The following is a 22,415-nucleotide window of genomic DNA, read 5'->3' as shown; positions in this document are numbered from 1 at the left end:
CCCGCTTGAGACGTCGCAGCCCGCGGCTGAGGCACCAGCTTCGGCGTCGAACCTGGTGCCGGTGCCGGTGCCGGTGCCGGTGCCGGTGCCGGTGCTGGTGCCGGTGCTGGTGCCCGGACCGCCCGTCCGGCGGGCGATCTCGTGCACCGGCACCGGCATCCCCTCGGCACGAAGGCCCCGCCGCGGTACGCGGGTCGGCCCGCGTGCGTACGCACCCTGTGCCCGCGGCGGCTTGGTAATCTGCCGCGATGAGCGAGGTGCTGGACGACGGGCCGTTCTTCCACGGGACCAAGGCCGATCTGCGGACCGGGGACCAGCTCACCCCCGGGTTCCGCTCCAACTACCGGCCCGAGGTCGTGATGAACCACATCTACTTCACCGCGTTGCGGGACGGCGCGGGGCTCGCCGCCGAACTCGCCGCCGGCGACGGGCCCCCGCGGGTGTACGCCGTCGAGCCCACCGGGGATTTCGAACACGACCCCAACGTCACCGACAAGAAGTTCCCCGGCAACCCCACCCGCTCCTACCGCAGCAAGCACCCGCTCCGCATCCTCGGCGAGGTCACGGACTGGACCCGCCAGACACCCGAAGCGCTCCGGATGTGGCGGGACCGGCTGTCCGCGACGCGCCAGGACAGCCGCGCCGAGATCATCAACTGAGGGCCGTCCCGCCGCCGGTCTGCCGAGCGGCGTCGAGCGGCGTCGGGCGGCGCCGGACGGGGAAGCGACCCGCGCTCGCACGGGCCGGCTCGCCCGCCCGCCGAGCGGATCAGTACTCCTGGGCGGTCGGCCGCAGCAGGATCTCGCTGACCGCGGAGTGCCGCGGCTGGGTGACCATGAAGACGACGGCACGCGCCACATCGTCCACGTGCAGCCAGTCCCGCTCGGTCATCGTGTGCCCGGCCTCGTCCCCGACGCCGGTGCCGACCGTCATGTCCGTGGCCACCATGCCCGGCTCGACGACACCGACCCGCACCTTGCGCAGCGCCACTTCCTGGCGGAACGCGTCGCCGAAGGCGATGACCGCGTGCTTGGCCGCCGAGTACACCGCGTTGCCCTTGATGGGCTTGCGCCCGACGACCGAGCTGATGTTGACGACGTCCGCGACGCCCGCCGGCCCGTCGGCCGCCCGCAGGAGGTGCGGCAGCGCGGTGTGCGAAAGGCGCAGCACAGCGCGGAAGTTGACCTCCACCAGGGTGTCCCACCGCGCCGGGTCGCTGTGCTCGACGAACCCGGGTGCGCTGGCGGCCGCGTTGTTCACCAGCACGTCCAGCCGCCCGAAGTGCACGACGGTGTGCTCGACCACGGCGTCGACCTGCGCCGGGTCCGACAGGTCCGCCGGCAGCACCAGCACCGAGCCGCCACGCGCCCGGATGCCCCCGGCGAGCTCCTCGAGCCGGTCGGCGCGGCGCGCGGTGACCGCGACCGCACCGCCCTGCTCGGCGACCGCCAGCGCCGTCGCCCGCCCGATCCCGCTGGAGGCCCCGGTGACCAGCGCGACCCGCCCGGCCAACGCCGGGCCCGACCCCTGCGGAGCACCGGCGGGGGCCCCGCCCGCCTGGCTCGCACCGGACTGCGCCTGACTCATGATGGTGTCCCTTCCTCGGCCGTATCCGATCCGTCCCCACCTTCGATCCGGCCGGCGGCCGCAGCCAGAGCCCTGCTGATCACCAGAACGCCGGTACTACGCTGAGCGGGAGCGAGGAGCGAGCATGGATGAACCGACGCGGGCCGAGAACACGCTGGGCGAGGCGTTGCGTGCCTGGCGCGGGCGCCTGACCGCTGCCGACGTCGGGCTCCCCGCGACGCGCCGCCGCCGCACCGCGGGCCTGCGCCGTGAGGAACTCGCCGCGCTCGCCGGCGTCTCCGTCGACTACCTGCTGCGCCTGGAGCAGGGCCGTTCACGGCGCCCCTCGCGCGAGGTGCTCGCCGCGCTCGCCAGGGCGCTGCGGCTGAGCCCGGACGAGGCATGCCGCCTGCACCTGGTCGCCGGGCTGCTGCCGCCCGTACCCGGCCAGGTGCCCGACCAGGTGCCGGCGAGCGTCGCGCGGCTGGTCCGGCACCTCGGCGACATCCCCGCCGGGGTCTTCGCCGCCGACTGGACCCTGCTGGCGTGGAACCCGTCCTGGGCCGCCCTGCTGGCCGACCCCGACCAGCACCCCCTGGCCCCGCGCAACCTGGTCCGGGCCCTGTTCGTCGATCCCCCCGCGCCCGGCGGAACAGCCGTGCTTCCGACCGGCGACGGCGACCCCGACTTCACCACCGCGCTCGTCGCCGAACTGCGCCTGACCCTCGCCGCCTATCCCGACGACCGCGAGCTGGCCGGACTCGTCGCACAGGCCACCGCGGCCAGCGCGCACTTCCGCGCCCTGTGGAAGTCCCCGTCGCTCGGCGCACGGATGGGCGGGCGGCGAAGCGCCGCACACCCGTCCGCGGGCCGCCGCGTCTTCCACTACGACGTCCTCAAGCTGCCCGAGAACGACGTCCGCATCATGACCTGCACGCCGGCGCGGGATTCCGGCGGCGCCCACCCGCCCCTCGCGCCGCTCCACCACGCTTGAGTCAGCCCCCGACCGCCCGACCGCCCCCGACCGCCCCCCGGACCAGGCTCCGCAGACCTCCGACGACTGGTCGGCGAACCGAGGCTGCCGGTACGGGAGTTCCGCCGGTGAACGCTGAGGCGGCTCACCAGCGCCCGACGTCCTGCCCGGAGCGGGGCGACCGGGCGCCGCTACGGGCACCCGCGCCCGCGGCGCCCGAGTGATCCGACCATCCGCCCGGGTCCTTGACGCGCCCGCACCCGCTGGCTAGCTTCCGACCAGAGCCCCTTCCCCCCAACTCGCGTGTTCCCGCACGCCAGACCACGGCTCAGGAGCCCCCCATGCGAGCAATGAGAACACTGCGCATCGCTGTCCTCACGGCCGTTCTGACAACGATGTCAGTCGCCGTGGCGCAAGGTGCCGCACCGCCGGAGCAGTCCTCGCCCGCGGTCAGCGCTGTCAGCGCGGCCACGACCGTCTGCAACAGCTACTGCGATGCCCGGGACCCCGCGCTCAGCACGCAGGACCGGCAGCCGGTGACCGCCTCCGTCGACTCCCGCTCGATCGTGCTGCACTTCGACGACAACGACGCCATGGCGTGGGGGTCGATCGGCAACGGCGGCGCCGGCGACCAGGTGTGGCTCGACCGGTCCTGGGACGGCGGCCGCACCTGGAGCGACGGCAGCAAGCTCGGCGCCACCTCCGTCCCGTCCGGCAACGGCGGCTGGCGCACGCTGATGTACAACGTCGACGACTGGAACAACGAAGGCGTCGGCGCGGTGCGCGCCTGCGGCGAGCCGGCCGGGACGAGCGACATCGCCTGCACCGCGTGGGCCCGCACCACCTGGAACGCCTGGTCCCGCGGCACCGCCGCGGCGACCGCGCTGATGATGTCCTACGACCGCGGCAGCAAGCTGTTCGGCGGCAACGGCTGGTGGACCAGCGCCAACGCGCTGACGGCGATCATCGACAACGCCCGGGTCAGCGGCATGCCGAGCTACAAGTACGCGATCAGCGAGACGTACAACGCGAACATCAACGCGCAGGACGGCAACTTCACCAACAGCTACCTGGACGACACCGGTTGGTGGGGCCTGGCGTGGGTGGACGCCTACGACGCGACCGGCGACAGCCGCTACCTGACCACCGCGCGGGCCGACGCCGACCACATGGCCGACAACTGGAACAGCACCTGCGGCGGCGGGGTGCGCTGGAACACCGGCGGCCAGTACAAGAACGCCATCACCAACGAGCTGTACCTCTACCTCAACGCGGCGCTGCACAACCGGATCTCGGGCGACACCACCTACCTGGGCCGGGCGAACACCGAGTGGTCGTGGTTCCAGAACAGCGGCATGATCAACAGCGACCACATGATCAACGACGGCCTCGACGACTCGTGCGCCAACAACGGGCAGACCACCTGGACGTACAACCAGGGCGTGGTGCTCGGCGGGTTGACGGAGCTGTACAAGGCGACCGGTGACTCGGGCCTGCTGACCACCGCCCGTACCCTCGCCGACGCCTCCACGGTCAAGCTCGTCTCCGGCGGGGTGCTGCGCGAGCCGGGCGAGGGCGACGGCTGCACCGGCGACGGCCCGAGCTTCAAGGGCGCCTACGTGCGCGGGCTGGGCAAGCTCAACACCCAGCTGTCCGACCACCCCTACGCCGCCGACCTCACCGCGTGGGCGAACTCCGCCTACGCCCACGACCGCAACGCGCTCGACCAGTACGGCCCGCACTGGGCCGGCGGCAGCGGCAGCAGCGACTACGGCTGCCAGCAGAGCGTGCTCGACCTGCTCAACGCGGCCGGCTGACCCGGCCGTTCGTCCCGCGCACCACCCCTTCCCTTCCCCCCCACTTCCCGTCCACGCCTGACCGCGTGGACCCGTGAAGGAGCGTGGCACGACGATGAGAAGATCCCCCTTACTGCTCGCCCTGGCGCTGGCCGCCGCGGTCGGGGCCGGTGCGGGCACCGCGCTGCCGGCCGCGGCGGCCGCCCCGGCGGCTTCCCCCGCCTCCGCCTCCGCGTCCGCCGTGTCGTCCGCCGTCTCGCCCGCCGCCGCGTCGAGCCTGCGGGTGATGCCGCTGGGCGACTCGATCACCTGGGGCGTCGGCAGCAGCACCGGTGACAGCTACCGGTCCGCGCTGTGGGACGAACTGTCCGGCCAGGGACACGCGTTGGACTTCGTCGGCACCGGCCGCAACGGCACGATGGGCGACCCGGACAACGAAGGGCACTCCGGCTGGCGGATCGACCAGATCGCCGGCATCGCGGACGGTGTGCTCGACCGCTACCGGCCCGACGTCGTCACCCTGGAGATCGGCACCAACGACCTCAACCAGAACTACCAGGTCGCCACCGCCACCGACCGGTTGCACGCCCTGATCGACCAGATCACCGCGGACGTGCCCGGCGTCACCGTGCTGGTCGGCTCGCTGATCGTGTCGACCAACGCGGTGGAGGAGCCCAACCGGCCCGCGTTCAACGCGGCGGTGCCCGGCATCGTGCAGGCCGAGCAGAACGCGGGCAAGCACGTGGGATTCGTCGACATGAGCGCCCTGACCACCGCCGACCTGTCGGACGCGCTGCACCCCAACGACGGCGGCTACCAGAAGATGGCCGACGCCTTCGACGCCGGCATCCAGGCCGCGGACGCCGCCGGCTGGATCACGCCCCCGGTGCCGAACGGCGGCACCGTGCACTCCGGCATCGCGGGCAAGTGCCTCGACGACAACGGCGACAGCGCCGCCAACGGCACCGCCGTCCAGCTGTGGTCGTGCAACAGCAGCGACGCCCAGTGGTGGCAGCTGCGCACCGACGGCACCCTGCGGGCGGTCGGCAAGTGCCTGGACGCGGCCGACCTCGGCACCGGCGACGGCACGAAGGTGCAGATCTGGGACTGCAACGGCGGCGCCAACCAGGTCTGGCAGCCCTACGACGGGGGCTACCGCAACCCGGCGTCCGGCCGCTGCCTCGACGACCCCAACTCCTCGACGGCGGACGGCACCCAGCTCCAGCTGTGGGACTGCAACGGCACCGACGCGCAGAAGTGGACGACGCTGACCGCCATCTGACAGGCCGGCACATTCACTGCCCCGAGGGGCGGCATGACGGCGGCGCGGCCAGGCCACGGGGCACCCTCCCGTGGCCGGACCGCGCCGCTCGGCGTCCGCGCGGGCCCGCTACACCCGGTCGGCCACGATCAGCAGGTACTGGAAGCTGCCGTTCTTGTACGCCGTCAGAAACGGTTCTTCGATGCCCGTGACAAGGTGGTCGGCCTGCTGGCGCAGCTCCCAGTACGGGATCGCCGTCGCCGTCAGGTCCTCGACGTGCACCGGGACCAGCCGGTTGGCCGCCATCGCCCGGAAGTACCCCGAGCGCGGGTGGATGTCGCAGATGTAGTGCGCGTTGATCAGCGACACCTCGCGGGAGGCCCGGCCGTACGTGTCGTTGTAGCAGCCGGTGATCGTGACGTAGCGGCCACCACGCCGCAGCAGCCGGGCGTGCTCGGCGAAGAGCAGCTCCAACTCAACGTACATCGTCGACTCGTTGTTCCAGGAGGCGGCGTAGGCGCCGGTCTGGAAGCCGGTGTCGAGCATGTTGCGGTGGTGGTAGCGGACCTTGCCGTCGATGCCGCGGGCGCGGGCCTGCGCGTTGGCGAAGTCCGCCTGCTTGGTGGAGAGCGTCACCCCGTCGGCGTGGCAGCCGTAGCGCAGGTGGGCCACCACGCTGCCGCCGCCGCGCCCGCAACCGGCGTCGAAGACCCGGTCGTCGGGGGTGAGCGGCCCGAGGTGGGAGGCGAGCAGCTCGGCCTGCGCGTGCTCCAGGCGGTGCAGTTCGGCGGTGATCCGGTCGCGCCGCAGGTTCGGGTCCGGCTCGTCGAGCACCGACCGGTCGGCGTCGCCGACGCCGTAGTGGTGGTGGTAGAGGTCGTCGATCTTGCCGAGTTCGAGGTTGACCGGGTTCTCCTCAGCGTTCCAGTAGTCCGCGATGCGGGTCTGGTACGTGGATTGGGCCGGCACCGGTGCGGTGGCGGTGCCGTGGTGGGACGTGGTCAACGCTGACTCCTTCTGTACGGGTGCATGGTGCTGGTGGTGCGGTGTTTCTGGTGGTGCGGTGTACCGGTGGCGCGTCTGGCGGTGGTGCGGTGGTGCGCCTACCAGTAGTTCGGCAGGTGGTATCGGTGGGTGTTGGTCGCGTGCCACTCGTGGTTGCCGGCCACCCAGTCCGACAGCCCCTTGGCGTAGCGGCCGACCAGCGGTGAGGTCACCGCCAGCGCGGCGGCCTCCTCCTCGAAGGACGCCATGATCTGGTTGTGGATCTCCACGCCCCGCAGGTAGGCGGCCTTGAGCCCGCAACCCTCGTTCGCGGCCACCACCTGGGGGAGGTTGAGGTGCTCCGGGTCGGTCTCCAGCTCCTTGGTGAAGGAGTAGAGGTCGTTGACCAGGGTGGTCGCGTTGCACGCGAGCGCGGTGATCCGCTGGACCTCCGGCCGGGAGTAGAGCGGTTCGGGCAGTTCGTAGCCGTCCAGCGCGTCGACGATCGACAGGCAGGGGCGGAAGTTGTTGAACTGCCGCATGACCAGGTACTCCCAGACGGTGGGCACGTACTTCGTCTCGGCCCAGGCGGCTTCGGCGAGGTAGCCCATGTGCAGGCGGGCCATGTCGTGGACGAAGCGGGTGGTCTGGCTGGGCGTGGCGAAGGCGGCGTACCCCTTCATCGCCCAGTAGTACGAGCGCAGCGGTCCGTCCGCCTGCATGCCCTGCTGCCAGCCCGCTTCGGCCTCCGGTGTGCCGTGGTAGGGGTCGATCGCCGCCTGGGCGAACAGCAGCGGTCCGCCCAGCCCCCGGTGCGAGCCGCCGCGGTCCTCCGCTTCCTCGCAGTAGCAGTCGTCCACGAGGTTCTCCGCGAGCAGGAGCTGGCCGGCGACGGTGAGCCGGTCCAGGTCCGCCGCGTGGGGGTGCTGGAGCACCACGGCCCGGCCGAACTGGAAGCCGGAGAAGTCCCCGGTCCACGCGGTGGGGAAGAGGTCGAGTTCGCGGGCCCACTCCTCCAGCCGGCGGTCGACCTCCTTGACCTTCTCCGGGTCGGCGGGCACAGCCGGCTGGTACCTCAGCCCCGGGATGACCCCGGTGCGGCGTGCGGCCGGGCGCGGGAAGCTCGGCGGTCCGGGTAGCGACAGGCGGGCCGGGCGGGCCGGTTGGGGGGACGCGGTCGCCGGGTTCTCCGCCCGGCCCTCGGACGCGGTCACTCGACCCGGCCGAGCTGGGCGTTCTCCAGGATGCCGACCGCGTCGGGCACCAGGATCGCCACCGAGTAGTAGGCCGTGACGAGGTAGCTGATGACCGCGGCCTCGTTGATGCCCATGAAGCGGACGTTCAGGCCGGGTTGGTACTCCTCGGGGATGCCGGTCGCGTGCAGGCCGACGACGCCCTGGTCCTCCTCGCCGGTGCGCAGCGCGATGATGCTGCTGGTGTGCCGTTCGCTGACCGGGATCTTGCCGCAGGGGAAGATCGGCACCCCGCGCCAGGCGGGCACCTGGTGGCCGCCGACATCGGCGCTGCCGGGCACCAGTCCGCGCTTGTTGCACTGCCGGAAGAAGGCGGCGATGGCCTTCGGGTGGGCGAGGAAGAGCTTGGTCTTGCGGCGCATCGAGAGCAGGTCGTCGAGGTCGTCCGGGGTCGGCGGGCCCGAGTGGGTGCTGATCCGCTGGCCGTAGTCGGTGTTGTGCAGCAGCCCGAACTCGCGGTTGTTGACCATCTCCCATTCCTGGCGCTCGCGGATCTCCTCGATGGTCAGCCGCAGTTGCTGCTGGGTCTGGTTCATCGGGTCGTTGTAGAGGTCGGCGACCCGGCTGTGCACCTTCAACACCGTCTGGGTGAGCGAGAGTTCGTACTCGCGCGGGCGCAGCTCGTAGTCGACGAAGCCGCTGTTGAGCACGGGTTCGCCGAAGTGGCCGGCCTGGAGCGGGATGTCCGCCTCGCCGCGGCGGTTGGTGGGCCGCCGCTGCTGCTCGGCGTACGCCGCCAGGTGCGCGGCCAACGACGGTTCGCGGGCGGAGAGTTCCTGGACGGTCTGCCAGGGCAGCGCCAGCACGACGCCGGCGGTGTCGGCCCGCACGGTGGTCTTCCAGCGCGGTTCGGCCTGGCCGATCGCCTCGTCGCCGACCTGGTCGCCGTCGGTGAGGACGCCGACGACGCCCTCCTCGCCGTACATGCCCTCGGCGTAGCGGGTGAGCCGGCCGTGCACGACCAGGAAGGTGTCGGTGATCGGCTGGCCGGCCTCGAAGAGCACCTCGCCCGGGCGGACGTCCCGGGGCTGGAAGTGGGCGGCCAGGTCGGTGAGGACGCCGGTGTCGGCGTAGCCGCGCAGCGGCGGGAGTTCGGTGAGGCTTTCGGGGATGACCCGGATGTCGTCGGCGCCGTTCTGCTCGAACGCCACCCGGCCGCGCCCGACGGTCAGTTGCAGCCGCCGGTTGACGCGGTAGGTGCCGCCCTTGATGTCCAGCCACGGCAGCATGCGGATCAGCCACCGGGAGCTGATCCCCTGCATCTGCGGTTCGGACTTGGTGGTGGTCGCCAGCTGGCGCGCCGCCTGGGTGGTGAGACTGGTGAGCTGTGCGCCGCTCGCCTGGTCGGCGGCGGGGTCGTCGGTGGTGGCGCCGGTGGGGTGTCCCGGTTCGGGCACGTTTTCTCCCGTAAGACGAGCTGGACAGGCAGCGTGAGAGGACCTGGTGACAGGTGAACGGGCTTGGTGGGCAACGGTGTTGGCGTACGCCGACGGTCGGGGCGGCGGAGCCCGCCGGTGGTTGCGTGCAGGGTCCAGCCAAGCAGCCGGGGGTGTGCGGCGGTATAGCGGAAGGGGGGCGCCTTCGCGCCCCCGGTGGTGTAAACCTCGCAGGTGGAGCACCTGGGGGAGTGCGCGCAGGAGTGTGCCGTTGGCGCGCAACGCGCGCCGGAGTGCGGGAGTGCACCCCCGGCGCGCGGGGGACCGTCGCACGCCGGTAGGTACCAGGCAGGGTGCCCGGGTGGGCGCCTGGAGGGGTACGCGGAACAGGCCCCGGGCGGCTGCCGCGCCCGGGGCCTGAATGATCCGCCCGTTCGGGCGATGTGTCTACAACGTGTTCGATCCGACCGTACGAGACGTTCCGCGGTTGCGGGCTACGCGCCGGCGAAGGCGCCGCCCGGGCCGAAGGCCAGCCGCGCGAAGTTGTCTCCGATCCGCAGGTGCGCTTCCTGGGAGGGGTGCACCTCGTCGGGCAGCGGCAGTTCGGCGTAGTCCGCGGCGCCGTACAGCTCGCGGCCGTCCAGGTAGTGCAGGTGCGGGTCGTCCGCTGCGCGCTGCTTGACGATCCGGGCGAGTTCGGCGCGGATGACGCTCAGCGTCAGGCGGCCCGCCGCGACGTCGGAGGGGTCGCCGGTCGCCTTGAAGCGGATCACCCCGTCGCCGAAGTCCGGCGCCAGCGGGCCGGGGGTGTCCTCCTGCACCGGGCACAGGATCGCCGACACCACCAGCAGGGGTGCGGTCGGGTGCCCCTCGCGGACGGTGTCGAGGAAGCCGTGGACCGCCGGGCCGAACGCGCGCAGCCGCATCAGGTCGGCGTTGACGATGTTGATGCCGAGCTTGACGCTGATCAGGTCCGCCGGGGTGTCGCGCATCGCGCGGGCGGTGAACGGGTCGAGCAGTGCGCTGCCGCTGAAGCCGAGGTTGACCAGGTCGACGCCGGCGCGGGCGGCGGCCAGCGCGGGCCAGGTGCCCGTCGGATGCGTGGCGTTGGAGCCGTGGCTGATCGAACTGCCGTGGTGCAGCCACACCTTGCGGCGGCCGGCGGCGAGCGGCTCCACCGGAGCGTCGGTGCGCAGCGCGATCAGCTCGCTGCCTTCGTTGTGCGGCAGCCAGATCTCGACGTCCTTGGCGTGTCCGGGCAGGCCGGTGAAGCGGGCGGTGCCCGCGGGCCCCTCCGTCACCTCCACGGCCCCGGTCGCCATGTCCGTGGTGCGCACCCGGCCGCCGGGCGCGGTGGCCTGGCCGGCGGGCTTCCCGTCCACCACCAGGTCGTACACGCCGTCCGCGGGCAGCGGCGCACCGACGTACGCCCGCTTCGTGGCCAGCGCGTCCAGCTCGATCACGGTCGCCCGGGTGCGGAACACCAGGCGCACGCCGGACGGTTGGGCCTCCGCGACGGCCAGCAGGTCGTTCTCGGGGATCTGCCGGCGGGCGGCGGCGGGCAGCCGGTGCGGCAGCAGTCCGTGCGCGGTGGGCTCGATGTCCACGGCGCCGCGCAGCAGTTCGGGGGTGACGGGGGTGGTGGTCAGGGGCTGCTCGGTGCTCATGGTTTCTGCCTGTCGGTCGAGGGGTCGGTGCCCGGGTCCGTGCCGGTGCCGGTGGCGGGGGTCGCGCGGTTGCGCAGGAGGAGGTCGAGCGAGTCGATCAGCCATGCCCATGATTCCTCGGCGGCGACCGGGGTGTGGCTGAACGCTCCGCTCAGCTCCAGGTCCACGTAGCCGTGGAAGGCGCCGCCGAGCATCCGTACGGCGTGGGTCTGGTCCGGCTCCGCCAGGTCATACCCGCGCAGGATCGCCCGGGTCATCTGGGCGTGCCGTACCCCGGCGCTGTGTGCCGCCGTCTGCGGGTCCAGCCGCAGGCGCGCCGCCTCGTAGCGGCCCGGGTGCTCCCGTGCGTAGTCCCGGTACGCCTCCGCGAACGCCGCGAGCGCGTCCTTCCCGGCCCGGCCCGCGACCGCCGCGGCCGCCCGGTCGGCCATCTCCTCCAGCGCCAGCAGCGCGATCCTCACCTTCAGGTCGTGCGAGCTGCGCACGTGCGAGTACAGGCTCGCCACCTTCACGTCGAACCGCCGCGCCAGCGCCGACGCGGTCACCTGCCCGAACCCGACCTCGTCGGCCAGCTCGGCCCCCGCCCGCGCCAGCCGCTCCGCACTCAGCCCCACCCGAACCATCGGCTTCCTCCCATCCGCCTCCACCCATCATGCATCTGCCTACACCCTTTAGGCAAACGCCTACTGACCATGGGAGGAGCGGCACCGTGTACCGTGCGGACGGGCGCGGGCTGCTGGACGGCGAACCTCTCGCACCCCGCGGGCTCGTCCTTGGCGGAGAGGAACATCCGTTGCGTGTACTGGTCACCGGTGCCTACGGTTTCGTCGGCACTGCCGTGGTGCGGAGGCTCGCCGATGCCGGTCAAGGTGAGGACACCGCACCCGCCCCGGGCAATCCGTACGGCGTGTCGAAGCTGGCCGCGGAGGATGTGCTGAGGGCTCGCGCGGAGACCGGCGCGGTGCGGGCGGTGAGCCTGCGGTGCTTCAACATCGCCGGGGCCGTGCAGGGGGTGGGGGACGCCGACGGCACCCGGATCATCCCGAAGGCGCTGGCCGTCGCGGCCGGCCGGTTCCCGCACCTGGAGATGAACGGGGACGGCACCGCGGTCCGGGACTTCGTGCACGTGGACGACGTGGCGCGCGCGTACCTGCTGGCGCTGGAGTCCACCACCGACGTGCCCTACCGCGTCTACAACGTCGGCGCCACCCCGGCGAGCATGCGCGAGGTCGTGGCGACGGTCGAGCGCATCACGGCCCGCCCCGTCCCCGTGGTCCGCCGCCCTCCCCAACCCGAGCCCCCGCGCCTGGTGGCCGACATCGCCAGGATCACGAATGAACTCGGCTGGAAAGCCGAGCGGTCCGACCTCGCCACGATGATCCGCGACGCCTGGACAGCAGCGTGATCCCGGGCGGCCCAGACGTCGGCACGACCGGCCGCACTCCGACGGGGGCCTGCGCCGGATCTCGTCGATCACCCTGCACGCGGCCCGCGAGTGGCGATGTGACCGGACGGCCGCACGCGGCGCTGTCGGCTCAGTGGTCGGCTCCGGAATTCCTTCGGGGGTCGGCTTCGGAGCCGGAACCATGGGGCGGGTTCGAGATCTATGTTCGTGTCGGATTCTTGCCAGAAGATGGGCAGTAGTCGATGTTTGGCTGCATCCATGACCATCACGCAGCCGGACAATGCCCGCCTCTTCCGCTCTCTGCACACACCAGCTGAACCCCTCGCGCTCGCCAACGCCTGGGATGTTGCGAGCGCCCGCGTCATCGAGGCCGCGGGCGCCCCCGCGATCGCGACCACCAGCGCCGGTGTCGCCTGGTCGCTGGGGGCTCCAGACGGCGACGTCCTTACCTGCGACCGGGCGCTGAAGCTGATCGCCCGGATCGTCACTGCCGTCGCGGTGCCGGTCACCGCTGACATCGAGGGCGGGTACGGGACGGATGCCGCCGGCGTTGCCGAAACCGTGTCCGGGGTCCTCGCGGCGGGTGCCGTCGGCGTCAACATCGAGGACGGCGCCCGGCCTCCGGCAGAGCTCGCGGCGCGGCTGGCAGCAGCTCGGCGGAGTGCCGACCGGGCAGGCGCGGATCTGTTCCTCAACGCGCGTATCGACACCTTTCTGTTCGGGCTCGGCGACCCGGACACCCGGCTGAAGGAAACCCTGGCCCGGGCGCATCTGTACGTTGACGCGGGCGCGGACGGCATCTTCGTCCCCGGTGTCACCGACACCGCCACCATCGCGGCACTGGCCAGGGACATTTCCGTACCGCTGAACGTCATGGCCGGCCCCGGCACCCCGACCGTTGCCGAGCTCGGCGCCCTCGGAGTGGCTCGCGTCAGTCTCGGCTCGGGCGTGGCGCAGGCCGCCTACGCTGCCGCCCGCTGCGCTGCACAGGACCTCTTCGGCACCGGCGGCTACGACTCCCTCGCCCAAGGCATCCCCTTCGCAGATCTCAACGCGCTGCTCTCCGGCCCCCACTGACTGGCCCGCCAGCCGGCCTCGCATACCAGGAGTTGGCCCGCCTACCGTGCCCGTTGCCGCCGCCTGTCCGATCCTTCTCACCGTCACCGACCGCAAGCGCTTGCAGAAGGTGACCTGGGGCCACACGAGCGATTACCGGCAGCGGGTGCGGGCGCAGATCGTGCTGCACGCCGCGCCCGGCCGCTCCAACGCCCGCATCGCGCGGGAGACGAGCCTGCACCTGGACACGGTGCGCCGCTGGCGGCACTGCTTCGCCGAGCAGGGACTTGCCGGACTGCGGGACCGCCAACGACCTGGCCGTCCGTCGCCGTTCACGCCCTTGCCGGCCGCCGAAGTGAAGGCTCTGGCCTGCCGACGGCTGCCGAGACGGAGTGCCTCTGTCACGCTGGTCGGACCCGGAGCCGGCCGAGTTGACGGAGTTGGGGCACCAGCTCTACACGCTGCTCGCACGGTTCGACGGCTACGTTGCCGCCAAGGTTGGCTGGAACCCAGAAGGCTTCCTAGAGCTCAGCGATCTCAAGTCCGACTGGACTCCGGACGAGCTCAGCGACGGCAGCATCCACGGTCTGGTTCTCTCCGAAGCACTGCACGCCGAACTCGGCCTCGGCGACGACTACGTCACCTTTCGGCCTGGATATCGATGGGTCCCCTACCGCGGAGAGAAGCCCCGCCCGGAGACGGGTGGTCGGTTGGGTACGGTGCAGGCGGGTCGGGAGCGACGAGCTCCTGATCAGCCGTAGGTCGACGGGACGGATTGCCCGTCCCGCGGGGCCGAGGAGGGAGGTGCGGTGGTGTGTTTTAGCGGGGTACCTCGCGGGGAACCACCGCTAAAGACCCCCAGCGCCGGGGCCGGCGGCGTACATTGCGGGGATGGAGTGCTTTGCCAGTTGGCGTACGCGCCGCTGAGGGAGCCCGGCTCACTGCTGAACGGGGGCAGGGAGCGGGCTGACCGATGCCCTTTTCCGCCCGGGTAACGAGCCCTCAGCCTGAGAGGCAGCACCTCCGTGCTCATCCGCGCATGCACCCCGCAGGACCTTGCACCGCTCACCGAACTGTCCATCGACACGTTCGGGCCGTTCTACGAGGAGTCCTTCCGCCCGCTGGTGGGCGAGGTGGTCTTCGCCGTCCAGCACGGCAACTGGCGCGAGGACTACCGCAAACAGGTCGCCGAACTCCACGCACCCGAACGACACCGGTACGTCGCTGTCGCCGAGGCCGACGACAAGATCGCCGGATACGTGGCCTGGCGCGTCGATCCGGCCCGCAAGAAGGGCGACATCGACATCCTGGCCGTCGCGGCCGGACACCGGCGCCACCGCCTGGGCACTGCCCTGTGCGAACACGCCTTCGCGCGGATGCGGGCACTTGGCGCCGCGGTCGTCGAGATCGGCACCGGCGGCGACGCCTTCCACGCCCCGGCCCGCGCCCTCTACACCTCCCTCGGCTGCACCCCGCACCCCCTCACGGTCTACTTCCGCGAACTCTGACCCGACGCGACCTCGTCCGCGCCGGTGCCGGGCGCCCCCCGGGTGGGGTCAGAAGGAGTCGGCGGGCCAGTGGAAGGCGGTGGGGGACGTGGTGGTGGCGTGGACGGAGGAGGGGGAGGCGAGGAGGGGGCGGGACATGCCGTAGTGGGTGGGGGAGAAGCGGGGGGCGGCGAGGAGGTGGGGGAGGGCGGCGCGGATCGCGGGGTCCGCGGGGAGGTGGACGGTGGCGGTGGTGAGGTGGGCCTCGCGGGCGTGGATGGCCGCGGCCGAGAGGAGCGCCGGGGCCGCGACGGCCTCGTGGCCCGGGGCGAGCGCGATCTCGGCGACCTCGACGGAGTCGGCCGCGGGACGGCGCAGGACGACGAAGCCCGTGCCCGCGTCCGTCAGCAGGGTCTGCGTCGGGGGCGCGTACCAGACGGGGACGCGGTGGGCCCAGTCGGCGGGGGTGCGGACGGTGGTCAGGGGGCGGGTGGCGTCGAAGGAGGAGCGCAGGGCGCGCAGGGTGGGCAGGTCGGCGGGGGCGGCGGGGCGGACACCCGCGGCGGCGGGGTGCGGTGCGGCGGTGGTGAGGGGCCCGGACCAGCCAGGTGCGGCGAAGGACCGCCAGCCGGCGCCTTCGTAGACGCGCGGGGTACCCGTGAACAGCAGGGACCAGGCGCAGCCGTCGGCGGTCATCGCGGCGACGGCGGCGGCGAGGAGGTGGCGGATGTGGCCCTGGCCGCGGGCGTCGGGGTGGGTGGCGACGCTGCCGACGCAGCCGACGCGCTGCGGTGTGCCGGCGGCCGAGCGGATGGGCCGGGGCAGGTAGTGCAGGACGGAGACGAGCCGCCCGTCGCCGGTCTCGGCGACGAACGTGCGGCCGTGGCGCCCCGGGTCGCGGTCCCAGAGCGTGATGACGGTGGGCGCGTCGGGGAAGACCGCCGCCCACAGGGCGTGCAGGGCGCCCTCGTCGGCCGGAGCCGCGGTACGGTAGCGCATGGCGGCGGCCTCCCTTCCGGAGGTGGTGCGGGTGGGCGGTCGGTCAGAGGATCAGGTTGCCGCTGGTGGCGCTGACCCGTTTCCCGTCCGCGGGCAGCCCCTCGCGGGCCACCCGGTCCTCGGTGCAGGCGGTGTGCAGCAGCGCGGAGGAACCGCCGAACGCCGCTGCGGCCAAGGCGAGTCGGCCGCCGGTGAACCGGGCGCCGACCGCGCTGTAGCGGTTGGTGCCGTCGGTGACCCGTACGTGCGCGGTGTCCGCGTCGGCCGCCTCGCTGCGCAGGTCCGCCAGCTCCCACACCACGGTGGCCCCGGTGCCGGTGTCACGGGACAGCAGCGCGCCGGCCGCGTTGGTCCCGGCCAGCCGTACGCCGCCGCCGACGCTGATCCGCTGGTCGCGTACGGCGCTGAGCGCGATGCCGGTGTCGGTGAGGCGGCCGCCGTCGACGGTGACCTCGGCCGCGCCGACCGACAGCGGCGCGCCCTTCGCGCTGCCGGTGAGGCGGCAGTCGGTGAAGTGCACCGGTCCGCTGCCGCGCAGGACGTTGCCGTCGAGCCCGGTGAACGTGGTCCGCACGAAGTGCACGGGCGCGGTGACCGGGGTCTGCACGAGCACGGACGCCTTCGGCAGGTCGAAGACGCAGTCGGTGACGGTGGTCGGCCGGCTGGAGCGGGCCGAGCGCTGGGCGACGGCGAAGAACGCACCGGTGCAGCCGCGCAGTTGGGCGCCGTCGGCGTTGATCACCAGGGTGCCGTCGGGGTCGAAGGTGGGCCGGGGGATCACCTTGACGTTCTCCAGCGTCAGGTCGGTGATCAGGGTGTTCGCGGTGAACCAGGAGCAGACGTGGTTGCGTACGGTGATCCGCTTCGCCGAGTTGCCCCACTGGGCACCGGAGTTGGCGATGTCCATCAGCCCGGAGTTGCCGTCGAAGAGCAGGTCGTGCTCGTACTGCCCGTGGGTGGTGAAGGGGTTGCCGCCCTCGTCGTCGCCGTCGCCGTGGCAGTTGACGACCTGGCAGTAGGCCGACGCCGTCAGGTCGTTGAGGTGGCGGACGTTGCTGCTGGTGCAGTCGGCGACGTGGCCGTACAGGCAGTAGATCTGCTGGGTGAGGTAGCCGGCGCCGCCGTACATCACGGTGGGCGGGTTCTTCAGGCCGCACTGGAGGGTGCGGTAGCGGGTGCACCAGCGGCGCATGATGACCGGCCAGAAGGTGCCGGTGGCCTGGATGCGGGAGACGTCGCAGTCGACGGCGTACTCGTAGGCGACGGGGTGCGAGCCGGTGTACTCGTCGTCGACCGCGCCGGTGTCCTGGCCGGCGCCGAGGAAGACGAGGTGCTCCACCCGGGCGCCGACGACCGGCTCCACCCGGCGCCAGGTGAGCGTGCGGCCGGCCGCCAGCGGCCAGCCGTTGAGGTAGTCGACGCGGATGTGGGTGCCGTCGATGATCTCGGTGACCTCGACCATCTTCTGGAGCTCGCGCTCGTCGCTGCCGCCGCCGGCCACCTCGTCGCTCTGCACCGCCCACCACTGGCCGACCTCGAAGGCGCCGGAGTCGGGCACCGGGAAGGCGTCGGTGAGTTCGATGACGCCGGCGGGCAGCACGTGGGTGACGGTGTCGCCGGTGACGGTGCCCTGGAAGAACAGGACGGCGCCGAACGGGTTGTCGTGCGTGTTGCGTTCGATGCCGCCGGTGTGCACCGTGTGCCCGCCGAAGTCCAGGGTGATCCGGGAGCGGTGGTAGGTGTGGCGGCGCCGGAAGAGCAGGTCGGTGTGGGCCTCGACGCGGTGTACGGACGGGTCGCCGACCATGGCGTCCAGCGCGTCGTCGGCCGGGGTGCCCGCGTCGAACAGGCCGAAGCCGCGGAAGTCCAGCACCCCGTCGTGCACGCGGCGCCAACGGCCGTGCGCGGGGCGGTCGTCCGGCCGCAGGACGAGGCCGCCGTCGGGCGCGAGGGTGCTGGCGGCGTCCCAGCGTACGGTCATGCCGCCGCCGTCGCCGGGCGCGTGGTAGCCGGCGACGACCGCCACCGCGCCGGCCCGCAGCGACGCCGACGGGGCGGCCAGCAGGTCGGCGACGGTGGCCGCCGATGTCGCGGCCGGGCGCCCCGCGGCCGGGGCCCCGCCCTGGTCGTCCTTCGTGCTGCCCGCGGGCTCGGCCGCCTGCGCGGGCACCGTGGCCAGCGCCCCGGCCGCGACGGCCGCCGCGCCGAGCCCGCCGGAGCGCAGCAGGTGCCTTCGGGTGGTGTTCACGATGCGGTGCCGTCCTTCCGTCCGGGACCGCCCTGCGGCCCGGGGTCGAGTGACGTGCGGTACGGGGGCATGAACTCGGTGCGCGGCATCTGGTCGGCCAGCACCCCGCCGTCCACCACGATGCGGGTGCCGGTCAGGTAGCCGCCGCCGTCCCCGGCGAGCAGCAGCAGCGCGCCGGTGCACTCCTCGGGCCGCGCGTAGCGGCCGAGCGGGATGCGGTGGCGGTAGGCGGCCTCGAACGCCGCCCGGTCGAACGGGAACTCGCCGTCGATCGGGGTCTCCACCATGCCCGGGGCCAGGCTGTTGACGGTGATGCCGTGCGGCGCCAGCTCGACCGCGAGGGTCTGCGTGAGCAGGTCCACCGCGGCCTTGGAGGCGTTGTAGTGCGCCAGCCCCGCCTCGGCGACCAGCGCGTTCTTGGAGGTGATGTTGACGATCCGGCCGGGCACGCCGTCGGCGACCATGTGCTCGGCGACCCGCTGGGTGAGGAAGAACACCGCGTCGAGGTTGACCCGCATCACGCGGTACCAGCTGTCCGGGGTGATCTCGTTGAACCGCTCCAGCGCCGCGGTGCCCGCGTTGTTGACGAGGATGCGGATCGGGCCGGCCTGGGCGCGTACCTCGTCGGCGAAGTCGTGCAGCGCCCCGATGTCGGAGAGGTCCTGCTCGACGACGAGCGCGCCGCGCCCCAGGTCCCGGACGAGCGCGGCGGTCTCGGCGAGCCCTTCGGCGCCGGGCAGGTCGGTGAGGACCAGGTCGGCGCCCGCCTCGGCCAGCGCGGTCGCGAACGCCCGGCCCAGGCCGCGGGCCGCGCCGGTGACCAGCGCGGTGCGGCCGGTCAGGTCGAAGCGGCCCGCGCCCGCCCCGGCACGCGCCGCGCCCGCCGCGCTGGGCGCCCTGCCCGTCCCGCCGGAGGCACCCGCGCCGCTCACGGCCCCTCCAGGCCGAGCAGCTCCAGCGACGGGCGGTGGATCAGCGCCTCCACCGCGTCCTGGTCGAGCGGGTCCAGCCCGGGGATGCCCGGGATGCGGGCGATCCGGCGCAGCCCCTCCACCGAGTCGTCCACCGTGGTGAAGGGGTAGTCGCTGCCGAAGAGCAGCTTGTCCCACACCCCGTAGTCCTGCACCAGGCGCAGGCTGTGCCACAGCTGGAACGGCCGGTAGTGCAGCGCGCTGACGTCGGCGTAGACGTGCCGGTGCTTGCGGATCACCGCGATGCACTCGCCCTCGAAGGGGTGGCTGAGGTGGGCCAGCACCATCCGCAGCTCCGGGTGGCGCATGGCCACCCAGTCCAGGTGCCGCGGCATGGCGTACTCCAGCGGCGCCTGCGAGACGAACGTGGTGCCGGTGTGCACCAGCAGCGGCAGCCCGTGCCGCTCGGCGTAGGCGTACAGCGGCTCGTACGCCTCGTCGGCCGGGTCGAACCCGGCGTACATCGGCATCAGTTTGATCCCGCGCAGCCCCAACTCCTGGTGGCCGTGGCGCAGTTCGTCCTGCCAGCCGGGCTGGGTCGGGTCGATGGAGAGGTAGCCGATCAGCCGGTCCGGGTGCTTCGCGACGTAGCCGGCCACGGCCGCGTCGTCGACCCACAGGCCGCTGCGGCGCGCCTTGCCGCCGACCACCACGGTCCGGGTGCCCTCGGGCGCGCTGGCCGCGTACTCCTCGTACCGTACGGTGAGGTCGACCTCGCCGGCGTGCGCCCGGGCGGACTCGGCGCGGAAGACGTCGTTGAAGTCGTGGCTGTGCCGGAAGAGATGGGAGTGCACGTCGACGATCATGTGCGGTTCCTCTTTTCCCAGCCGTCCGCGAACATGTTCCAGAACCGGTGGGTGGGCGGGTGCTCGGCGAAGACCTCGTCGACCAGCTCGATGCCGAGGCCGGGCGCGGTGGGCAGCTCGATGTGCCCGTCGGTGATCGGCAGCGCGCCGCGCACCGCGTCGAAGACGTACGGCTCCAGCAGCCCGTCGAAGGTCTCCAGGATCTTCAGATTGGTGATGCCGAGCGTGGCGTGCACCGAAGCGGTGGTGCACAGCGGCGAGTTGGAGTTGTGCGGGGCGACGAGCATGCCGTGCGCGTCGGCCTGGGCGGCGATCTTGCGCAGCTCGGTGAAGCCGCCGGCCATCGACAGGTCGGGCTGCACGATGTCGACGGCGTCGGTGGCGAAGAGCTGCTTGTACTCGTAGCGGTTGTGGAAGTGCTCGCCGCCGGAGATCGGGAAGGCCGCGATCTGCCGCAGCTCGGCGTAGCGCTCGATGTGCGTCCAGGGCAGCGGCTCCTCGAACCAGCCGATGTCGTACGGCGCCAGCTCGTGCACCAGCCGGCGGGCGGTGGCCATCGCGAACCGGGCGTGCCCCTCGACGAAGAGGTCCACCTCCGGGCCGACCGCCTCGCGCACCGCGGCGACCAGGGCCAGCGAGCGGCGCAGCTCGGGGCGTTCCAGCTCGTGCAGGCCCGCGCCGAACGGGTCGAACTTCAGCGCGCTGAAGCCCTTGGCGACGGTCTCCTTCGCCTTCGCGGCGAACTCGGCCGGCTCCCGCTCGCCGGTGTACCAGCCGTTGGCGTAGACCCGGACCCGGTCGCGGGTGGCGCCGCCGGTGAGCCGGTAGACCGGCACGCCCAGCGCCTTGCCCATCAGGTCGTACAGCGCCTGGTCGACGCCGGAGACGACGACGCCGCCGATGTCGCCGCCGCGCAGGAAGTCGCCCTGGTACATGCGCAGCCAGAGTTCCTCGACGTCGAACGGGTCGGCGCCCAGCAGGTGGCGGTGGCCCATGGCCTCGGCGAGCCGGCAGGTCTCGTCCACCCGGTAGGGGTGGGTGATCTCGCCGACGCCGGTCAGGCCCTCGTCGGTGTGGATGCGCACATAGCCGAAGTCGCGCCAGGCGGTGCCGAGTTGGAGGGTCTCGACCTTGCTGATCCGGCCGGCCGGGCCGGGCGGGCGGGTGGTGTTGACGGTGAGCATCAGCGGGCTCCGTTCGGTGCGGCGGCGCCGCCCATGGTCGAGGTGTGCGCCAGGTCGCTCGGGCCGCCCTCGGCGAGGGTGCGGGTGACGGCCGCCTCGGTCGCCTCCAGCAGCCGGTCCACGTCGGCGTCGGTGTGCGCGTAGGACAGGTGGCTGCGCTTGAGGTTGAGCGGCAGTTCGAAGACGCCGTGCTCGATCAGGTGGCGGCGGTAGCCGACGAACAGCGCGGTGTCGTTGGCGAGCAGGTCGTCGTAGCTGAGCGGGGCCGGGCCGGGCATGAAGTAGCTGACGAAGACCGAGCCGTAGCCGGTGACGACCGCGGGCACGCCGATCCGCCGGTAGAGCGCGGCCAGTTCGGTGCGCACCCGCTCGCCCAGCCGGAAGACGTGCTCGTGCACCGGCTCCTCGCGCAGCTTGCGCAGGGTGGCCAGCGCGGCGGCGACCGGCAGCGGGTGGCCGTTGTAGGTGCCGGCGAAGAACACCGGGCCGCCGGGCCGGCTGCTGAAGTGCTGCATCAGGTCGGCGCGGCCGCCGAGCGCGCCGATCGGGGCGCCGTTGGCGATCGCCTTGCCGAGGGTGGTCAGGTCCGGGGTGACCCCGCTGATCTCCTGGTAGCCGCCGAGCGCGTGCCGGAAGCCGGTGATCACCTCGTCGAAGACCAGCACGCTGCCGGCGGCGGTGCACTCCTCGCGCAGCGCGCGCAGGAACTCCGCGGTCGGCAGCAGCGCGCCGACGTTGTGCGGGACGGGCTCCACGATCACCGCGGCGATGTCGCGGCCGTGCGCGGCGAAGACCTCGCGCAGCGCGGCGGCGTCGTTGAAGCGCAGCACCAAGGTGGCGTCGAGGACTTCGGGCAGGATGCCGGTGGAGGTGGGGTCGGGCCGGCCGACCCGGTCGGGCGCGGAGATGACGTTGAGGCTCACCGCGTCGTGCCAGCCGTGGTAGCAGCCCTGGAACTTCACCACCAGCCGGCGGCCGGTGACCGCGCGGGCCAGCCGCAGCGCGTGGAAGGTCGCCTCGCTGCCGGTGCTGGTGAGCAGCACCTGCTCGATCGAGGGGACCAGCTCGGCCAGTTGCTCCGCGAGCAGCACCTCGTCCTCGGTGACGGCGACGCCGGTCAGCCCCAGCCGGCCGGAGGCGTCGGCGACCGCGGCGGCCACGTCCGGGTCGTTGTGGCCGAGCAGCGGCGGCCCGAAGGCGGCGTGGTAGTCGGTGAACTCCCGTCCGTCGCTGTCCCAGAACCGGGAACCCGCGGTGCGGGTGATCACCAGGTCGGTGAGACCGGGAATGCTGCGCTGGCCGCTGTTGACCCCGCCCGGTATCACCTGGCGGGCCCGCTCGGCGAGCGTCATGTGGTGCTCCTCGCGTCGATGCTGTGGGTGA

General features: G+C 72.7%; 20 protein-coding genes and 1 pseudogene. 9 read left to right on the top strand and 12 right to left on the bottom strand.

Going from position 1 to position 22,415, the window contains the following annotated elements:
* Positions 1-248: 248 nt before the first annotated feature.
* Complete coding sequence (arr, locus tag AC3EVP_RS33735; protein ID WP_435136719.1) at positions 249-659, top strand: NAD(+)--rifampin ADP-ribosyltransferase; 411 nt, start codon at positions 249-251, stop codon at positions 657-659.
* Between the two features lie 109 nt (positions 660-768).
* Here arr and AC3EVP_RS33730 read toward each other — a convergent pair whose 3' ends face one another.
* Positions 769-1,587, bottom strand: coding sequence for an SDR family oxidoreductase (locus AC3EVP_RS33730; RefSeq protein ID WP_435136716.1), 819 nt, complete (start codon positions 1,585-1,587; stop codon positions 769-771).
* 124 nt (positions 1,588-1,711) lie between these two features.
* On the opposite strand from AC3EVP_RS33730, the gene AC3EVP_RS33725 reads away from it, so the two are divergent.
* The 3 genes from AC3EVP_RS33725 to AC3EVP_RS33715 all read left to right on the top strand — a co-directional run bounded on the left by AC3EVP_RS33725 (position 1,712) and on the right by AC3EVP_RS33715 (position 5,617).
* Positions 1,712-2,560, top strand: a complete 849-nt coding sequence (locus AC3EVP_RS33725) for an MmyB family transcriptional regulator (RefSeq protein WP_435136713.1) — start codon at positions 1,712-1,714, stop codon at positions 2,558-2,560.
* Between the two features lie 374 nt (positions 2,561-2,934).
* Positions 2,935-4,356, top strand: coding sequence for a glycoside hydrolase family 76 protein (locus AC3EVP_RS33720; RefSeq protein WP_335979515.1), 1,422 nt, complete (start codon positions 2,935-2,937; stop codon positions 4,354-4,356).
* Between the two features lie 94 nt (positions 4,357-4,450).
* Positions 4,451-5,617 (top strand): ricin-type beta-trefoil lectin domain protein, encoded by a 1,167-nt coding sequence (locus tag AC3EVP_RS33715; RefSeq protein ID WP_435136710.1) that lies wholly within the window; start codon positions 4,451-4,453, stop codon positions 5,615-5,617.
* Between the two features lie 108 nt (positions 5,618-5,725).
* Here AC3EVP_RS33715 and AC3EVP_RS33710 read toward each other — a convergent pair whose 3' ends face one another.
* From AC3EVP_RS33710 to AC3EVP_RS33690, 5 genes are all read right to left on the bottom strand, one after another.
* Positions 5,726-6,601, bottom strand: a complete 876-nt coding sequence (locus AC3EVP_RS33710; RefSeq protein ID WP_335979518.1) for a geranyl diphosphate 2-C-methyltransferase — start codon at positions 6,599-6,601, stop codon at positions 5,726-5,728.
* A gap of 98 nt (positions 6,602-6,699) precedes the next feature.
* Positions 6,700-7,725 (bottom strand): family 2 encapsulin nanocompartment cargo protein terpene cyclase, encoded by a 1,026-nt coding sequence (locus AC3EVP_RS33705; RefSeq protein ID WP_435136734.1) that lies wholly within the window; start codon positions 7,723-7,725, stop codon positions 6,700-6,702.
* A gap of 65 nt (positions 7,726-7,790) precedes the next feature.
* Positions 7,791-9,230, bottom strand: coding sequence for a family 2B encapsulin nanocompartment shell protein (locus AC3EVP_RS33700; protein WP_435136705.1), 1,440 nt, complete (start codon positions 9,228-9,230; stop codon positions 7,791-7,793).
* Positions 9,231-9,703: 473 nt separating this feature from the next.
* A complete protein-coding gene (locus AC3EVP_RS33695) occupies positions 9,704-10,876 on the bottom strand; it encodes a GDSL-type esterase/lipase family protein (RefSeq protein WP_435136702.1) in 1,173 nt (390 codons plus the stop codon).
* Positions 10,873-11,499, bottom strand: coding sequence for a TetR/AcrR family transcriptional regulator (locus tag AC3EVP_RS33690; RefSeq protein WP_435136699.1), 627 nt, complete (start codon positions 11,497-11,499; stop codon positions 10,873-10,875). Before AC3EVP_RS33690 ends, AC3EVP_RS33695 begins: the two co-directional genes overlap by 4 nt.
* Before the next feature lie 170 nt (positions 11,500-11,669).
* On the opposite strand from AC3EVP_RS33690, the gene AC3EVP_RS33685 reads away from it, so the two are divergent.
* The 5 genes and pseudogenes from AC3EVP_RS33685 (at position 11,670) to AC3EVP_RS33665 (ending at position 14,845) form a co-directional block, all read left to right on the top strand.
* Positions 11,670-12,281 (top strand): NAD-dependent epimerase/dehydratase family protein, encoded by a 612-nt coding sequence (locus AC3EVP_RS33685; RefSeq protein WP_435136696.1) that lies wholly within the window; start codon positions 11,670-11,672, stop codon positions 12,279-12,281.
* 258 nt (positions 12,282-12,539) lie between these two features.
* Entirely contained in the window at positions 12,540-13,358 is an 819-nt protein-coding gene (locus tag AC3EVP_RS33680; protein ID WP_435136693.1) for an isocitrate lyase/PEP mutase family protein, read from the top strand.
* 46 nt (positions 13,359-13,404) lie between these two features.
* Positions 13,405-13,719: pseudogene (locus tag AC3EVP_RS33675) on the top strand (helix-turn-helix domain-containing protein); the annotation flags it as partial.
* 49 nt (positions 13,720-13,768) lie between these two features.
* Positions 13,769-14,098: a hypothetical protein gene (locus AC3EVP_RS33670; RefSeq protein WP_435136737.1), complete on the top strand. Its 330-nt coding sequence runs from the start codon at positions 13,769-13,771 to the stop codon at positions 14,096-14,098.
* A gap of 264 nt (positions 14,099-14,362) precedes the next feature.
* Positions 14,363-14,845, top strand: a complete 483-nt coding sequence (locus AC3EVP_RS33665; RefSeq protein ID WP_435136690.1) for a GNAT family N-acetyltransferase — start codon at positions 14,363-14,365, stop codon at positions 14,843-14,845.
* 48 nt (positions 14,846-14,893) lie between these two features.
* Here AC3EVP_RS33665 and AC3EVP_RS33660 read toward each other — a convergent pair whose 3' ends face one another.
* The 6 genes from AC3EVP_RS33660 to AC3EVP_RS33635 all read right to left on the bottom strand — a co-directional run bounded on the left by AC3EVP_RS33660 (position 14,894) and on the right by AC3EVP_RS33635 (position 22,384).
* Positions 14,894-15,823 (bottom strand): GNAT family N-acetyltransferase, encoded by a 930-nt coding sequence (locus AC3EVP_RS33660; protein WP_435136687.1) that lies wholly within the window; start codon positions 15,821-15,823, stop codon positions 14,894-14,896.
* A gap of 43 nt (positions 15,824-15,866) precedes the next feature.
* Entirely contained in the window at positions 15,867-18,071 is a 2,205-nt protein-coding gene (locus AC3EVP_RS33655; RefSeq protein ID WP_488179844.1) for a peptidase C14, read from the bottom strand.
* Complete coding sequence (locus tag AC3EVP_RS33650; protein ID WP_435136728.1) at positions 18,068-18,913, bottom strand: SDR family NAD(P)-dependent oxidoreductase; 846 nt, start codon at positions 18,911-18,913, stop codon at positions 18,068-18,070. The genes AC3EVP_RS33655 and AC3EVP_RS33650 overlap by 4 nt, the downstream gene beginning before the upstream one ends.
* A gap of 86 nt (positions 18,914-18,999) precedes the next feature.
* Entirely contained in the window at positions 19,000-19,848 is an 849-nt protein-coding gene (locus tag AC3EVP_RS33645) for an amidohydrolase family protein (protein ID WP_435136684.1), read from the bottom strand.
* Positions 19,845-21,032 carry a mandelate racemase/muconate lactonizing enzyme family protein gene (locus AC3EVP_RS33640; protein WP_435136681.1) on the bottom strand — a complete coding sequence of 396 codons (1,188 nt, stop codon included), beginning with the start codon at positions 21,030-21,032 and terminating at the stop codon, positions 19,845-19,847. The genes AC3EVP_RS33645 and AC3EVP_RS33640 overlap by 4 nt, the downstream gene beginning before the upstream one ends.
* Complete coding sequence (locus tag AC3EVP_RS33635; RefSeq protein ID WP_435136678.1) at positions 21,032-22,384, bottom strand: aspartate aminotransferase family protein; 1,353 nt, start codon at positions 22,382-22,384, stop codon at positions 21,032-21,034. Before AC3EVP_RS33635 ends, AC3EVP_RS33640 begins: the two co-directional genes overlap by 1 nt.
* Positions 22,385-22,415 lie beyond the last annotated feature (31 nt).

This window comes from Actinacidiphila sp. bgisy144 (genome assembly GCF_057708105.1).
This window is presented reverse-complemented; position numbering and strand designations above follow the sequence as displayed.